This is a genomic window from Streptomyces sp. NPDC003077, from assembly GCF_040611095.1.
Taxonomy (GTDB): Bacteria; Actinomycetota; Actinomycetes; order Streptomycetales; family Streptomycetaceae; genus Streptomyces.
Genome location: NZ_JBEXNM010000070.1, coordinates 1 through 15,334, shown reverse-complemented (window position 1 = coordinate 15,334; position 15,334 = coordinate 1). Strand labels below are relative to the sequence as shown.

At 70.5% G+C, this 15,334-nt stretch carries 13 protein-coding genes and 1 pseudogene; 6 read left to right on the top strand and 8 right to left on the bottom strand.

The genetic code is table 11. From position 1 onward, the window contains the following. Positions 1–195: 195 nt before the first annotated feature. Entirely contained in the window at positions 196–1,104 is a 909-nt protein-coding gene (locus ABZX96_RS31575) for a hypothetical protein (protein WP_355550991.1), read from the bottom strand. Positions 1,105–1,371: 267 nt separating this feature from the next. Between ABZX96_RS31575 and ABZX96_RS31570 the strand changes: the two genes are divergently transcribed. Then, a complete protein-coding gene (locus tag ABZX96_RS31570; protein ID WP_355550989.1) occupies positions 1,372–3,795 on the top strand; it encodes a helix-turn-helix domain-containing protein in 2,424 nt (807 codons plus the stop codon). 19 nt (positions 3,796–3,814) lie between these two features. After that, positions 3,815–4,372 carry a helix-turn-helix transcriptional regulator gene (locus tag ABZX96_RS31565; protein ID WP_355551041.1) on the top strand — a complete coding sequence of 186 codons (558 nt, stop codon included), beginning with the start codon at positions 3,815–3,817 and terminating at the stop codon, positions 4,370–4,372. 15 nt (positions 4,373–4,387) lie between these two features. Here ABZX96_RS31565 and ABZX96_RS31560 read toward each other — a convergent pair whose 3' ends face one another. The 3 genes and pseudogenes from ABZX96_RS31560 to ABZX96_RS31550 all read right to left on the bottom strand — a co-directional run bounded on the left by ABZX96_RS31560 (position 4,388) and on the right by ABZX96_RS31550 (position 7,199). Beyond that, the gene (locus tag ABZX96_RS31560; RefSeq protein WP_355550987.1) at positions 4,388–5,053 is read right to left on the bottom strand and encodes a hypothetical protein; all 666 of its coding nucleotides are present in this window, start codon (positions 5,051–5,053) and stop codon (positions 4,388–4,390) included. A gap of 1,022 nt (positions 5,054–6,075) precedes the next feature. Beyond that, entirely contained in the window at positions 6,076–6,912 is an 837-nt protein-coding gene (locus ABZX96_RS31555) for a helix-turn-helix transcriptional regulator (protein WP_355550985.1), read from the bottom strand. 3 nt (positions 6,913–6,915) lie between these two features. Further along, positions 6,916–7,199, bottom strand: a pseudogene (locus ABZX96_RS31550) (hypothetical protein). Between the two features lie 424 nt (positions 7,200–7,623). Between ABZX96_RS31550 and ABZX96_RS31545 the strand changes: the two are divergent. The 4 genes from ABZX96_RS31545 (at position 7,624) to ABZX96_RS31530 (ending at position 12,266) form a co-directional block, all read left to right on the top strand. Next, positions 7,624–9,039 carry an MFS transporter gene (locus ABZX96_RS31545; protein ID WP_355550983.1) on the top strand — a complete coding sequence of 472 codons (1,416 nt, stop codon included), beginning with the start codon at positions 7,624–7,626 and terminating at the stop codon, positions 9,037–9,039. A gap of 281 nt (positions 9,040–9,320) precedes the next feature. After that, complete coding sequence (locus ABZX96_RS31540; protein WP_355550981.1) at positions 9,321–10,229, top strand: MBL fold metallo-hydrolase; 909 nt, start codon at positions 9,321–9,323, stop codon at positions 10,227–10,229. 206 nt (positions 10,230–10,435) lie between these two features. Further along, complete coding sequence (locus tag ABZX96_RS31535) at positions 10,436–11,302, top strand: aldo/keto reductase (protein WP_355550979.1); 867 nt, start codon at positions 10,436–10,438, stop codon at positions 11,300–11,302. A gap of 346 nt (positions 11,303–11,648) precedes the next feature. Beyond that, positions 11,649–12,266, top strand: coding sequence for a helix-turn-helix domain-containing protein (locus ABZX96_RS31530; protein WP_355550977.1), 618 nt, complete (start codon positions 11,649–11,651; stop codon positions 12,264–12,266). 107 nt (positions 12,267–12,373) lie between these two features. On the opposite strand, the gene ABZX96_RS31525 is transcribed toward ABZX96_RS31530, so the two are convergent. The 4 genes from ABZX96_RS31525 to ABZX96_RS31510 form a co-directional block, all read right to left on the bottom strand. After that, positions 12,374–12,793, bottom strand: coding sequence for a hypothetical protein (locus ABZX96_RS31525; RefSeq protein ID WP_355550976.1), 420 nt, complete (start codon positions 12,791–12,793; stop codon positions 12,374–12,376). Between the two features lie 21 nt (positions 12,794–12,814). Continuing rightward, complete coding sequence (locus ABZX96_RS31520; RefSeq protein ID WP_355550975.1) at positions 12,815–13,021, bottom strand: hypothetical protein; 207 nt, start codon at positions 13,019–13,021, stop codon at positions 12,815–12,817. Positions 13,022–13,469: 448 nt separating this feature from the next. Next, the gene (locus tag ABZX96_RS31515; RefSeq protein ID WP_355550974.1) at positions 13,470–13,916 is read right to left on the bottom strand and encodes a MarR family transcriptional regulator; all 447 of its coding nucleotides are present in this window, start codon (positions 13,914–13,916) and stop codon (positions 13,470–13,472) included. Positions 13,917–14,023: 107 nt separating this feature from the next. Then, positions 14,024–15,334 (bottom strand): MFS transporter (locus tag ABZX96_RS31510; RefSeq protein ID WP_355550972.1); only part of this gene is annotated, 1,311 nt, incomplete at its 5' end.

Sequence of the window (15,334 nt, the reverse complement as noted above, 5' to 3'; positions counted from 1 at the left end):
TGCGAGCGCCGGTCATGAGGCGGGGCATCGGCGCGGGCGGAGGCCGTGTCCGCTCGTACCCGTACCCGTACTCGTACCTGTGTTCGTGCTCGTACTTGTGCTCGTGCTCGTACGCGCGGAGGCCGTGGTGCGACGAGGTGACGACCGGCAGGCCGGAGGAGCGAGCGAGAACGTGCCCCTGTCACCGTTTCCTGCCTAGTGGCCGGTGGTGGTCGCGGTCGCGGTCGCGGCGGTGAGCATCTGCCTGAACCCCTTCTCCTCATCCAGCCCGAGCTCGCGCGTCATGGCACACAAATTGGCCAGAACGACGGGATGCTCGCAGGCGCGGGCCACGGCGCCGAACCGGTCGAACGACACCTGCTGGTAGGCGTAACCGAAGCGGTTGAGCGTGGCGAGCAGGACCAGTTGCACCGCAATGAGGCGGTCGAACCGAAACCGGTTCCGCTCCTGGCGGCCGGCGCCGTTCAGGAAGACGAAGACGGTGCGGTACTCGTCGTCGTTCTCCGCCAGGCGCCGGCTGAATTCCGTGAACGAGAGCAGCCGCCCATCCTGATAGAGGGTGTCGGCCATGTCCGTCAGCTGGTCACGGAAGAAGTGGTCGTCGTTGCGGCCCCCGTCGTACGGGAGGCCGGCGTACAGGTCGGCCCTGGTCCACACGGCGATGTTGAGCTTCATGGCCTCCAGGAACCGCCGGTCCGACGGGGCCGCGACGACGCTGTCGACGTAGAGCGCCTGGCGCTCGATGAGGCGGCAGGCGGCCACCAGGCACAGAATCCGGTACGCGAACGAGCGCAGGTAATAACCGGACTCGGCGCACGAGCCCCGCATCCGGAGCCACCCGTGCCCCTCGTGCTTGAGGAAGTTCCACAGCCGGTTGCGCAGCGCACCGCCGGTCTCCAGCAGCAGCCCCTTGTACAGAGCGATGCGGTTGCGCAGTTCCTTCTGCTGCTCGTAGGTGTACTCGATGTCGAGCTTGCGTCGGTGGAAACGCTTGTCGAAGCCGTACTTGAGCGACGGTGCGACGACGGCGACCACCAGCGCCACAGCCGCGGAGATCACGGCGGAGACCACGGGCGTGGGGAGCGACGACCAGGCATGTCCCATGCTCTGAGGGAAGTACTCGGCAACCGGCGCGTAAAGACAGGCCCTCAGCGGACGTACCGGCGTCCTCCCCGTCATGGCTCCCACCGCCATGGTCATGGTCCCCGCCGCTACGGTCATGGTCCCCACCGCCACGTCACGGTTTCCCCCGCCACGAACGCATTCTGATCGATATATGTACGTCATATGTACGCCAGAGGTCCGTCATGCGTCCGTGGTCCGTACGGTTCGTGGGATAAGGAGGGATAGAGTGGCGTCAGGAGGTGAGTGATGTCCGAGTTGTTCGAGGCGGTGGACGCGCTGATCGCGTCCGCGTCGCCGCTGCCGTCGCCGACGGAGCGGAAGCGGTTGCGGCAGGCGCATGGACTGACGCTGGACCAGGTGGCAGGGGCGCTGAAGGTGCGCCGGGCGACGGTGTCCGGCTGGGAGAACGGGAAGACGGAGCCGCGCCCGCCGGAGCGCGAGGCGTACGCGCGGCTGCTGAACAAGCTCGCCGAGCTGTATCCGGCCCCGGCCCCCGCTCCCACCACGTCCGCGTCGTCATCATCGGTGCCGGAGCCGTTCGCCGGGCCCGCCGCCAAGCCGTCCGGCGGACGCGCGCCGGAGCCGTTCGCCGGATCCGTCGCTCCTGAGCCGTTCGCCGGACGCGTCGCCCCCGAGCCGTTCGCCGAACGCGCCCCCGAGTCGTTCGTCGGGCCCGCCCCGGTGGCGGCCCCGCACCCCATGCCCTCCGGACCGGCGCAGGACGCGCGTCCCCGATCCATGGGCTCGGGGCCCGAGGCGACGGCCATGACGCACGAGCCCCACACCGTGCCCCGCCCCGCCGGCGCCACGACATCCACCCCCGCTGCCCCGGCCGCCGCCCCGACACGCCCGGTACCCGCCGCCCGCCCCACCGCGTCATCCCGTCCGACCGCCTCATCCCGCCCCACCGCGTCATCCCCACGCCCGGCGGCGAAGAAGGCCACGACCCAGCCCACCCCAGCCGCCGCCCCCTCCACGGACGCCCGGTTCGAGAACGGGCCGCTGCTGGTGCTGGACGCCGACGCCGACCGGAACGTGACCGGCTACGGAACCGGCGGCCTGGTCCTGGACGTGCCCGCCAAGTCCCTCCCGGCCCTGATCGAGTGGACGCTGGCCGAGGCGCGGCTCGGCGCGCCGCGCCTGAACGGCTCCGGCAAGGACGCCGACCCGGTCCTCGTCCTCACCGACGCCGCCGCGGCGCGCTACGGCCTGCCGACCCGCCTGTCGGACGAGGAGCGCCGGGCGGGCCGGCTGCCGGAGGACCACAAGGTCTGCAAGCAGCTGGCCAAGGCCGAGTGGCAGCTGACGAGGCGCGGGTTCGGCCCGTGGGCGCGGATCTACCGCCCCGCCACCGGTTCCCAGCGCTCCTGCGTCCAGCTGTGCGTCCTGGGCTGGGACGCGCTGGACCCTCGTACCTGGGGCGAGGCGGCGGAGCTGGCGCCCGCGGACCTGGCGCGGGTGCTGGGCACCTACGCGACGCGGGTGATCACCCCGCGCGGCTCCACCGCCGTCACCGGCCTGGAACTGATGACTGCCCTCCACCCGCCGACCCGGGCCGGTGAGCCGGACGAGACCGGGCGCCGCCGCTCCGAGCACAACCCCGGTTCGCTGGGCACCCAGCCGGCCCCCTGCGCGCCGCCCGAGGCCCCCGACGGCCACCCGCTGCTCGCCGACCTGCCCCGCTTCCACCAGCGCGGGCCGGACGAGATGCTGATGGAGGAGGCCTACGACTGGGCGCGTCCGCTGACCGACGCCGAGTGCCTGCACCCGTACGTCGTCGGCATCGACGTCAACATGGCCTTCGCCGCCGGTGCGAACGGCGCGATCGTCGGCCTCGGCGCACCGGAGCGCGTCAAGCAGCCGGTCTTCGACGCGAAACTGCCCGGCTCCTGGCTGGTCGACCTCTCCCACATCGACCTCGACCCGCGCTTGCCCTCCCCCTTCACCCCGACCGGCGAACGCCCCACGGGCCCGGCCTGGTACGCGACCCCCACCGTGGCGTACGCGATCGAACTCGGCCACACCGTCGCGCCCATCGAGGCGTGGGTGCGCTACGAGACCGGCCGCTACCTGGACACCTGGTACCAGCGGCTGCGGGACGCGTACATCGCCACGATGGCCGACCTCGGCGTCACCAGCGGTTTGACGCCCCAGCAGTTCCTGGCCGCGATGGACGGCCATCAGAGCCGCGACCCGCAACTGGCCCTCGTCCTCTCGGCGATCAAGGCGACGGTCAAGGGCGGCATCGGCAAGCTGCGCGAACGCCCCCGCGGCGGCGGCTGGCGCCCGGGCCAGCCCTGGCCCGCCCTGTCCCGGCCGACCTGGCGCCCGGACATCCGCGCGGCCGTCATCGCCCGCACCCGCATCAACATGCACCGCAAGATGCTCAAGCTCGCCGCGGCCACCGGCCGGTACCCGGTCGCGGTCCTGTCCGACTGCGCCGTCTACCCCGCCGACGGCCCTTCCCCGCTGGACGTCCTGCCCTACGGACCGGACGGCAAGACGGTGCCGGGGTCGTTCCGGCTCGGCGTCTCCCCCGGGATGGTCAAGCACGAGGGAACGCAGACGACCCTGTGGGCCGAAGGGCTGCGCGAGCAGCACGGCCAGACCCTGAACCTGGCCCGCTACATCAAGACCGGCGAGGTCACCGCTCGGGACGACGGGCAGTAGGAGGGTCCAGACGATGGCGATGGTCACGGTCGAGGAAGGACTCGACAAGGCGGTCCAGGACGCGTTCACCCGCCCGATCCCCAAGTCCGCCGGCGCCCGGATGCGCTACCTGGTCCGGCAGATGAAGGGCAGCACCAAGCAGGTCGCCCAACTGCTCGGCATCACCCAGCGCACCGTCGAACGCTACGTGAAGAACCAGATCCGCAGCCCCCGCCCGGACCTCGCCGCCCGCATGGAACGCGAGGTCACCAAGCGCTGGCAACCGCAGGTCCGGGCCCGGGCCCGGAAGGCCGCGGCCACCACCGACGGCATCATGATCGACACCCGCGCCCGGTTCGGCTTCACCGCCGCCCCCGGCACCACCGACGACGCCCGCCTCCGCCACCTCACCCTCGCCCTCCCCCCCCATCACGCCGCACGCCTCTTCGACGCCCAGGAACGCGGCGCCACCGAAAACCAGCTACGCCAGATCACCGCCGAAGCCCTGGGCGAGGTCTACTTCCGCGACTCGGGCCGCCGCGCGCAGGGGCTGGAGGTGGAGTTCACGGACCTGGAGCATCTGGAGTTCGAGCTGTGAGAGGTGCCCCGTGGGTCAGGGGCGGCGGGCGAGGACGTCGTCGACACGGGAGGCATCGGCGACCCAGGCCGCGGCGGCCGGCGCCATGAAGCCGAGCACGGTCTGGATGTCGTCCCGGCGGGCTCCCAGCGGCAGGTGCCAGATGCCCTCGTGATGGGCGATGCGGTTGCGGAACTGGTGCAGGCGCTTGACCGGCTCTTCCACCGTGCGCAGGGCACGGTCGGGGGCATGGGGGAAGGCGCCGGCCAGGTCGGGCCAGAGGCTGGCCCGGTACTGGCGGGCCAGCAGGAAGCGCCAGAACCCGAAGCTCAGCTCTGCGATGATCTTTCCACGCGGGGTTGCCGTGCCGCTCCCGCTGGCGCGCTGCCGGGCTTGGACAATGTCGCCGCGGGCCTTGCCGCTGAGCGGGACCGCCGGGTCGGTGTACCACTCGGCGGTGCGACCCCGACGCTGCTGGCGGGCGACGAGCCGGGCATCGAGCGCGTTGCGCAGCATGATCTCCAGGTGGCCCAGCGGTTCGAAGAACGCCGCGGCAAGATCGCTGTTCCATCGGTACAGCACCAGCGCGGCGGCGGTGTCGCCGCCGCACGCGGTCAGGTAGGGGTTCAGCCGGTCGGGGCTGATCAGCTCGATGATGGCGTCATCGGGCGGCTTGATGCTGTGGGGCGGCGTGCTGTGCATGGTGGGCAACCGTAGGTACACTGGTCCGCGAAGACCCTGGAATCGTCCCTGGTAGCCCTCGAAAGAGGGCAGGCCATACCCCAGGGTTCAGACCTCGGAGAAGGGCCGCCCGGGAAACCGGGCGGCCCTTGTGCTTGCCTGGCTCGACCGCCCCGCCTCCTCGCGTCGTGCCGGGTCTCCTCGTGCCGGGTCTTCGGGCCTCGGCTCGTAGCGGATGACACGGGGGTGGCCGCTGTGGCGACGGTCACCGTGTGACGCGGCACATCGTCGTCAGCATCGTGGAAGACATGCTCGATCAGCAGGCAGACCCGGTCGGTGGAGATCCCGAAGAGTGCACGCTCCTGCTCGTTCGCGTGCCGTGCCGATCACCGTCCGTGTCTGCGTCACAGCGAATCGGGCGACCGGTGGGGTGGGGAGGTCGTCCATGAAGTCAGGGAGGACGGCGTGCGCAGGCGTAGTCGCCGCCGTGGGGTGGTCGCGGAGGAGCCGGACGAGACAGTCGGCCAGGCCACGGGCGTCGGCTCAGACGGCGTGGTGGAAGGCCGGAGCCGGTTCCAGGGTGACCTGGTCAGCGGGCAGCAGCCTCTCATGGTGATCTCGGCCCGCAGGCGGTTGGCGCGTGTTTTGACATCGGTGTCGGTGTCGGCGTCGCGACCGGGGCGGCGATGCGGGTGTGGTTCAGGGGGTGGCGCGCAGGTCGAGCCCGGCCGGCAGCGACATCTTTCTCGCTCACCATCAGTGGCCCTTGGGGTGCCGTCGCATCAATACATTCGCGTCCGTGATTGTGGTCTGATCCCGGCCCGCACGCGCCCATTCCCGGACCTTCGCCAGTTCGGCGCAGGCCTTGCACCCGGGCACAGGGGTTGGTTGCAACTCCTGTGTCCAATCCGGGAGCTCGACCGGTGCTGTGCTGTATCTCGTGGGTTCAGCCATGCCCGTCCCCTTTGCGTCGTCCGTACGGCCACAACGCTAGGAACGGCAGGACTTCGGCGAAGAGTCGATTGCACGTGATTGCGAGCCGATTACGCGAGAGAGTTACGTGCCTTGTCCAGCAGCGCACGCGCCTTGTCCCCGAAGACGGCCATGCCGGCCAGCGTGGAGAACGTCTCGGCATACGCCGCCACCTCGCTGGGCTGCGTCAGCGTGAGGTAGCCCGACACGAGTTCGACGTTGACCTGTGCCTTGTCGAAGATCCAGAACCCTTCGACCGGCATGCGTTCCCGCCCGAGCCGAACCGGGATCACTCCCACGCTGACGTTGGGGAGCGCGCCGACAACCATCAGATGGTCAAGCTGCTCGGCCTGTGTCTCAGCGTTGCCCAACACGCCCTCTTCCACGAGAAATGCAAAGCATCGTTGCCCTTCGTGGAGCACACTCTGACGTTCCATGCGGGCGGCCACGGCGTCGGCCACATCATCGACGGCAACCCGTCTCCGCTGGACGGCGCGCAATACGTCCTCGGTATAGCCGAAGGTCTGGAGCAGGCCGGGGAACAGGCCCGGCGAATAGGCGCGGAACCAGCGGGTGCGCTCATACAGCGGGAGGCGGGCTTTCTGCGCCCGTCGTAGCCCCGAGCGCTCCATCCGGCGCCAGGACACCCACATGCCCTCGACGTCCCGTAGAGAGGCAATAAGGTCCTCTGCCTGATCATCGGCGTCGCACGCTCGGCACCACGCGCGAATGTCGTCCTCGCTAGGTTGCGTCTTCGCTGTCGAAATTCGAGACACCTTGGACGGGTGCCAGCCGCACAGGGCAGCAAGGTCTTTACCCTCAAGGCCGGCGTCCTTGAACAGTTCACGCAGGCGGTCGGCAAGGAGTTGCCGGGCTTGCTGGACGCTGGACGATGTCGATTGGGCCATGGCTCAATAGACCGGTTCGTACTCCTCGTGAGGCGTAGCTCGCTCCCAAACCGCCTCGAAGGCCGAATTCACCAATTGGATGACCTCGGGCAATCGGATGATCACTTCGTGATCGGGTACCTCTGTGCTGTGCCCGGGAACGGAGCCGATCTCCTGGCAGGACTTCACCTCTTCATCGGAAGCCCGGTACGACTGGATCAGCAGGTCTCCGCTGTCCTCGTCCAGCCAGATCGTGGCGAATCGGTGTCCGGAGTGTTCGGGATGATCCCGAGGAATCGCAACTTCATGCCTGCTCTCTCCCGCCGTCGAACGGATTGCAGCCGATTGCGGGACTCTCCTCGTCGTGTCTGACCCCGTCAAGACCGCCTGCCCCGTAGGCGTAAGACGGCCGGCCCGGGAGACGAAGGCGCCGAACGCCGCGACTCTGGCACCGGCAGCCGGCCGGAGTCTCCTCGGCTCGGCCGACGTGGCGATGCGATGCCTTCCGGCAACCACCTCTCCGCTCGCGTTGCTTCCCTGAGCCCGCGCCACGGCCAGGGAGGTATCGCCCAACGCGTCGGTCGCACCCGCGAAGTTCACGGGGCGAACCTCATGCGACGCGCGGGCCGGTGCTCCATCAGGGCGGGCTTCGTGGAGTGGCCTTTCTCACTTTCGGATTGATCGATCTGAAATTGCTTGACCGCTCGATCGGGCCGCGGCAAGGATTACGGCATGAACGATCCAGAATTCACGGCGGGCGGCACGGCACGCCCTCCCGCCGTGCCTACGGCCTCCGTGGACGAACCCGCGGCGGCCGAGGACGAGTCCGACGCCGGCCAACCGGCCCTGCGGCGGGCGACGGTGCTGCTGCTGGCCGTGGTGTGTGGCGCGGCGGTGGCGAACATCTACTACGCCCAGCCGCTGCTGCCGGTCATCGCGAAGGCGTTCGGGGTGTCCCAGGGCGCGAGCGGCCTGGTGGTGACCGTCTCTCAGGTCGGTTACGCGCTGGCGCTGGCGCTGGTAGTGCCGTTGGGGGATGTGCGCGAACGGCGCCGACTGGCGAGTGTGCTGCTCGGCCTGAGCGCCGTCGCCCTCCTCGGCGCGGCCGTCTCCCCGTCGCTGGGGGCTCTGCTCGCCGCGATCGCGGTCGTCGGGGCGACCTCCGCGGTGGCGCAGATCGTGGTGCCCCTGGCCGCGTCACTGGCGCCGGGTCACCAGCGCGGGTCGGTGGTGGGCACGGTGATGGCAGGACTGCTGATCGGCATCATGCTCGCGCGCACCGTTGCCGGGCTGCTCGCCCAGGTCGGTGACTGGCACCTGGCGTTCGTCTTCGCCGCGGTGCTGATGGCGGCGCTCGCGATCGTCCTGCGCCTGGTGCTGCGCCCCGTCCCGCCGTCGGAGAACACCACCTATCCCGAACTGCTGCGCTCGGTCGTGGCGCTGGTGCGCACCGAAGCGTTGCTGCGCCGGCGGATGGCGCTGGCCGCGGTCGGCATGGGCTGCTTCACCATCTTGTGGACCGCCTCGTCGTTCCTGCTGGCCGAGGAGCCGTACGGGTTCGGCCCCGCAGTCATCGGGCTGTTCGGACTGGTCGGGGTGGCGGGAGCCGCTGCCGCGGTGGCGGCCGGGCGGCTCGCCGATCGCGGACGAGGCCGTCAGGTGACCACGGGCGGGCTGATGGCGCTGACGGTCAGCTGGCCCGTGCTCGCCATCGCCGGAGTGGACCACATGGGCGGCCTGATAGCGCTGACCGCCGGCATCGTGGCGCTCAACCTCGCCCAGCAGGCCCTGCTGATCAGCCATCAGAGCGTGCTCTACCGGCGGGCCCCGCACGCCCGGAGCCGGGTGACGACGGCCCTCATGGTGTCCGCGTTCGCCGGCAGCACCGTCGCCTCGGCGCTGACCGCGGCGCTGTATCCGCGCGTCGGCTGGTTGGGCATCTGCGGGCTCGGCCTCGTCATCGCGCTGGTCGGTGTCGGGATCTGGATCCTGGAGCTGACCCACACCAGCCCCGCCGAGCCCCTGACCGCCCCAGCGGCGGCCGTGGACACCGGCTCGTCGGACGGGCGGCAGGCGGACGCGGGCCGCGTCGGCGCACGCCGTGCGGAGGCCGGCCGGGTCGGGTGTGCGGCGGTCGGCGAGCGTTGATGACGATCCGGCGGGCGTTGACGACGACGAGGACGTGGCGTGTCAGTGCGCCGATGGGAGCGTCCGTCGTCCGCGAGGCCGGTGCGTTCGTAGCCGTCCGCGGATCCGCCGACGGGGCACCGATCACCGATCACCGATCACCGTTCCGCGATCACCGATCCGTGATCCGTGAATTGAAACCGCCCCCTGAACGTGAGCGCCCCCTCCACTCCCGTCCGAACACCCACCCCTACTCGAACCCCCACCCCCAGCACCCCCCACAAGAAGAAAGGCACGACATCATGACACCGCAAGAGCAGCGCCCCGCACCGAACCGCGCCGGGCACGGCGACGACTCGGGTTCGCGCCTCCCCGGAATCTGGACGCGCACCCTGGGCGAACTCACCTTGAGCTACGTCCCCGACGCGGGCGTCGCGATGATCCCGAGCCGGGTCTACCCCTCTTCCGACGAGGAGGACTGGAGCGCGCACCCCGCACACATGACGCGGGCGGGCCATCTGTCCATGGGCTGCGGGGCGTTGCTCGTCGAGAGGGGTGGCACCCGCCTGCTCATCGACGCCGGGCACGGTCGCATATCGGGCGAGGAGCTGGAGCCCTTTCAGCACGGTTTCGACCATGTGCGGGACCTGCCCGCTTCCTTGGCGACCCTCGGGGTGGACCCGGCCGAGCTGGAGATGGTCGCCTTCACCCACTTCCACGGCGATCACACCGGGTGGGCCCGGCCCGACGCGGTCGAGGATCCGCGGAGTCTGTTCCCGAAGGCGCGGTGGATGGTGGGGAAGGGCGAGTTGGAAAGCGTCGCGCCCGGGAGCGGTCCGGTCCTGGCCGGGCAGGACGAGCGCGCCGTGATCGTGACCGACGGGACCGAGATCGCCGACGGCATCCGCGCGTGGTCCCTGCCCGGTCACACCCCCGGGCACACCGCCTGGGTCCTTGACACCGGCGACGGCCGGGAGGTCGTGGCCTTCGGCGACGCCCTGCACTCACCGGTCCAGGTCCGGCACCCCGACTGGGAAGTGTGCCTCGACACCGACCGGGACGAGGCCGAACGATCACGGCGCCGGCTCGTGGACCACCTCGCCCGGGACGGGGTCTACGGCTTCGGCGTCCACTTCGCCGATCAGCAGCTGGGAACCGTCGACGGCTCCGGCCACTGGCGCCCGTGGACCGATGCCGTCGATGCGTCCTGAGGCCTCTGACTGAGGCCCCTCTCTGACGCCGCCTCCTGACGTCTCTTCCTGACGCCGATGTGGCCAACTGTGGCCGATCTGGCAATCCACGCGCACGCAGGCCCCAGGTGCGTCCAACCATGAACGCGGTAAGCAGTAAGTCGTGAGTAGTAAGTCATGAGCAGCAAGCAGCAAGTCGTGAGCAGCAAGAAGCAAGGAGACGTGTGATGAATTCCGACCAGCGGCTCGCCGCGGCAGCGGGTGCTTACCCCCTCGGCAACGACCTCACGGTCACCCGTCTCGGTTTCGGCTCGATGCAACTGACCGGCCCGGGGGTCTGGGGCGACCCGAAGGACCCTGACGAGGCCGTACGGGTGCTGCGCCGGGCGGTGGAGCTCGGCGTGAACTTCATCGACACGGCCGACTCCTACGGCCCGGCCGTCGCCGAACCCCTCATCCGCAAGGCCCTGCACCCCTACCGCGACGGCCTGGTCATCGCGACCAAGGCCGGGCTCACCCGCCAGGGGCCCGATCAGTGGCTTCCGGTCGGCAGGCCCGAGTACCTGCGGCAGCAGGCGGAGATGAGCCTGCGCTTCTTGGGCCTGGACCGTATCGACCTGTTCCAGTTGCACCGCATCGACCCCAAGGTGCCCGTAGAGGAGCAGATCGGGGTCCTGCGGGAGTTGCAGAAGGAAGGGAAGATCCGCCACATCGGGCTCTCCGAGGTGTCCATCGAGGACGTCGAGGTGGCGAGGGGGATGGTGGAGATCGTTTCGGTGCAGAACCGGTTCAACCTGGCCGATCGCACCGCCGAACCGCTGCTGGACTACGCCACGGAGCACGGCATCGGCTTCGTCCCCTGGTACCCGCTGGCCACCGGGAAACTGGCGCAGGAGGACGGCCCGCTGTCCGCGCTGGCCCGGCAGCACGGTGCGACCCCGTCGCAACTCGCCCTGGCGTGGCTGCTGAAGCGTTCCCCGGCCATGCTGCCGATCCCGGGAACCTCGTCCGTGGCGCACCTGGAGGAGAACATGCGGGGCGCCGAGATCGAGCTTTCCCAAGCCGACTTCGAGGCCCTTTCCGGGGTCGTGTAGCGCTCGTGGCGAGATAGGGCCCGTGGCGGGGTAGGGCTCGCGGGCCGTCCATCGCTCGGTTTCAGGGCGTATGGATCTCGCAGGCCGTACGGAATTCCCAGCCCATGGAGGGTGCGGTCCACGGCCGCACCCTCCAGCCGGCCGTTTCCGGCCCGGGAACGCGCTGCCCGCCCGCGCGGGCGGCGCCACCTCGGCCGGACGGGAACGCGCGAAAGCACACACGGCGGACGAGGCGAGGGCCACCACCTGACCTCCGGCCATCACGGACCGCTCGCCCGGCGGACGGCACGGTATGCTCACTCCGCAATAAACTGGACCAATCGTTCCGATAGGGAGGAGAGCCACCATGCCCCCCGCCGGCCGTCCCCGCGCCTTCGACATGGCGGTGGTCCTGGAAGCCGCGATGCGGCTGTTCTGGGAACGAGGTTATGACGCGACCTCCATGGCCCAGCTCCGGGAGGCCACCGGGCTCTCGTCGGCGAGCCTGTATGGCGCGTTCGGTTCGAAGGAGGGACTGTTCGAGCGGGCGGTGGACCACTACATGGCCGGGCCCGGCAGCGTCACCGACGTCATCGACGACGAGGCCCTGAGCCCCCGTGAGGCCATCGCCCGGATGCTGCACGGCTCCATCGACATGCAGACCGACCCCTCCCACCCCCTCGGGTGCCTCATCGCCCTGTCGGGCACCGTCCAGGCCCCGGAGGACGGCGGCGATCCCGCGGCGCGACGGATCGTGGCGGCACGGCGCGCGGCGAGCCGGGCCCGCGTCAGGGCGTGCGTCCTGCGCGGCATCGCGGCGGGCGAACTCGCCGAGGACACCGACGTGGACGGCATCACGTCCATGATCTACGCCTTCCTGCTCGGCGCCTCGACGCAGGCATGCGACGGCACGCCCGCCCGGGACCTGCACGCCGCGGCGGACACCCTCCTCGCGTTCTGGCACCCGGCGGGGCGCGAAGCCTGACGGGTGCGGCTCTTCCCGAGCGAGCTCGATGCCAGGTAGGCGCCAGGCCGATCCCAGGCAGCCGCCAGGCCGATGTCGGGCCGATGTCGGTCCCCGGGCCCTTGGCTTCACGGATCGCGCGGATCGGTCACCCGGTAACCGTCCCACAACCTGCCGCCCGCGCCGTCGAGTACCTCGTGAGCCACAGCGGCGAGCCGTGCGGGCACGGGCAGAGCCTGGGTCAGGCGATCGGCCAGCTCCGCGTCATGGTCGCGCAGTTCGCGCAGCAGCCATTTCCCGCTGCCCTGCCAATGCCGTCCGGCCAGTAGGGCCGGCTGGGCGGTCCTGGTCAGGACCCGGCAGGCGATGAAGACGAGCTCGGCCGGGTCTTCGGCCCCCGCCAGGTCGTCGAGCAGGTCGTCGAGCAGGCCGGTGAGTTCGTAACGATGGGCCTCCAGTTCGGCCGGGCTCGCGGCGGACGGGCCTTCGGCCAGCCGGATACGCATCTCGGCCTGGAGTCCTTCGCCCAGCCCGCCGCGGTCACTCACGATCGTTCTTTCGGCGATCAGCTAGGGAATACCGGGCCAGCGGCGGGCCAGGTTGTCGTCGCAGTAGGCGGCCGGTGTCCGTTCATCGTGGACCAGTACTTCCACCGGCCACCCCGCCCAGCGCAACGAGTGGCGACAGGGGGCCTCCCGAGGCCCGGTCACCACGACCATGTCCAGATCGGACGTCGACGTACGTCGTTCGGTGAGCGCGCTCCCGCCCACGATCACGGTGAAAGCGTCGGGAAAAGACGGGAAAAGAATGGTGCGCGAATCCGCGAGCGGCGGCGACAGGTTCCATCCGCGCCACGCCCACCCCTCAAGCTCCTGCCGGTTTCCCACGGACCGGGCCCGTCACAGCTTGAATGCCCGCGTTACCGGCCACAAGTACCCAACGCGGCGCCTGTGACTCGGGAAGGCCCACGCCAGAGCCCGACCGTCGCAGCAGGTCGAGCCGCGCGGCATCATGCCGCGCGGCGCTGTGCGATGGTGCGGGATGCCCGCTGCGCGACGCGGTGGGCGCGGAACCCCCGGTGAACCCCGGTGAGCCCCCGCGGCGGTGGTTATGCCAGAGAAATGTCCCCGCAAATTCCGGCGGGAAAAGGAACGAATTCAGTTCGGCAGAATCGCTCCGGCGGAATCGATTTGCAATCGGTCCGCCGGAAACGGTCCGGCGATTTCAGTCCAGCGAATTCAGAACGGTGATCGCCCGCTCCAGATATTCCTCGAAGTGGGCCAGTTCCTCCGGCGCGAACTCGGCGCTCAGCGCGCCCTCGACCCGGAGGGCCGCCTTGTCCGCCTTCTTGGCGATGCCGCGGCCCGCGCGGGTCGCGCGGTTGACCACGACCTTCTGGTGGAGCTCCGAAGGCTCGCGCTCCACCAGGCCGGCCTTCTCCAGGTTGGTCAGCACCGTGGCCATCGTCTGGGGTGTGACCATGCACTCCCGTGCGAGCTGGGCCGCGGACATGCCATCGGAGACCGACAGCAGGAGCAGGACCGAATACTGCGGCACCGTCAGATCGAATTCCCGCAGCGCCTGGGTCTTGCGTGCGATGAGGGCCTGCTCCGCCCTCTTGATCGTGTGCCCGAGCCGGCCTGCGGCGACCGTCTCCGTCCTGTTCGCCATGGCAATAGTCTCGCATACGACAGGGGACGAAGTAATGGCCGTGCGGTGTCGCCGCCGCCTGGCAGAACATCGATGAGCCCGAGCGTGGCCCGGCCCATGGCTGCCTCTCAGCGCGGGGCCGCGGGCTCGGGCGAGGTCGCCGAGTCGTCGGCGGTTCCGGCGTACTCGTCCGCGCCCGTCCGTGTCCGGGACAGCAGGCCGCCCACGGCGACGGCGCTGACCGCGCAGGCAGCCGCGACGATCCACATCGTGGTGTGCAGACCGTTGGCGTACGCGTCGGCCATCGCGCCCGCGACCCGGTCCCGCACTTCGCCGGCCGGCAGTGTCCCGACGGCCTCCGTCAGTCCGCCCTGGAGCGCGCGGGACGTCAGCTCGTCGCCGCCGCCCGGGTAGGCGGAGACCGCGTCGCTGTCGAGGACGCTCTTGGTGAACGCCGTGACGAGGGTTCCCAGACCTGCCATGGAGATCGTGTCGGAGGCCAGGCGGACGGTGTTGAACATGCCCGCCGCCATGCCCATCCGCTCCGGCTCGACGGCCGAGACCGCCGCGCCGTCCAGGATGCCCAGCGACATGCCGTAGCCGATGCCCAGCAGCAACAGCGGTCCGGCCTGCGCGGCGGCCGAGGCACCCGGTTCCACCAGGGTCAGCCCGGCGGCGCCGGCCGCGGAGCAGGCCAGCAGCACGACGAACAGGGTCCGCTGGGAGACCTTCTGCGCGACCAGGCCGGTGAGGGCGGGCATCACGAGCGACGGGCCGGTCAGCAGCAGCAGGACGACGCCGATGCGCAGCGCCGACATGCCACTGGTGGACGTCAGGTACGGCGGGAGCACGATGACCACGGCGACGAAGCTGAAGGCCAGCACCAGCGGCACCACGCAGACGGCGAGGAACCGCGGCCGGGCGAACAGGCCCAGGTCGAACATCGGGTGCTGGGTGCGGCGCTCCACCACCACGAACACCACCATCAGCGCCAGGCACCCGGCCGCCGCCGCGAGCACCACCGGGTCGGTCCAGCCCCGGCCCGGCCCCTCCACCAGCGCGAGGACGAACAGCGCGACGCCGAAGCCGAAGGCCAGGCTGCCGGACCAGTCGAAGCGCGGCCCCTTGTGAGGTTCGGAACGGGGCAGCAGTGGGGTGCTCAGCAGGACGAGCGCGGAGACGGCGGCCAGCACGAGGAAGACCGAGCGCCAGCCCCACAGATTGACCAGGGCGCCGCCGAACGCCGGCCCGAACGCGAGGCCCGCGCCCAGGAACGTACCGAAGAGGCCGAACGCCTTGGCGCGAGCGGCACCGTCGAAAGCCCGCGCCAGGATGGCGGTGACGGAGGCGAGCGCCGGGGGGGGGCGGGGCCCCCCGGGGGCCGGGGCCGCGCGGGGGAGGGGGGTGGTGTGTGTGCGCGCGGGGGCGGGGCGCACGCA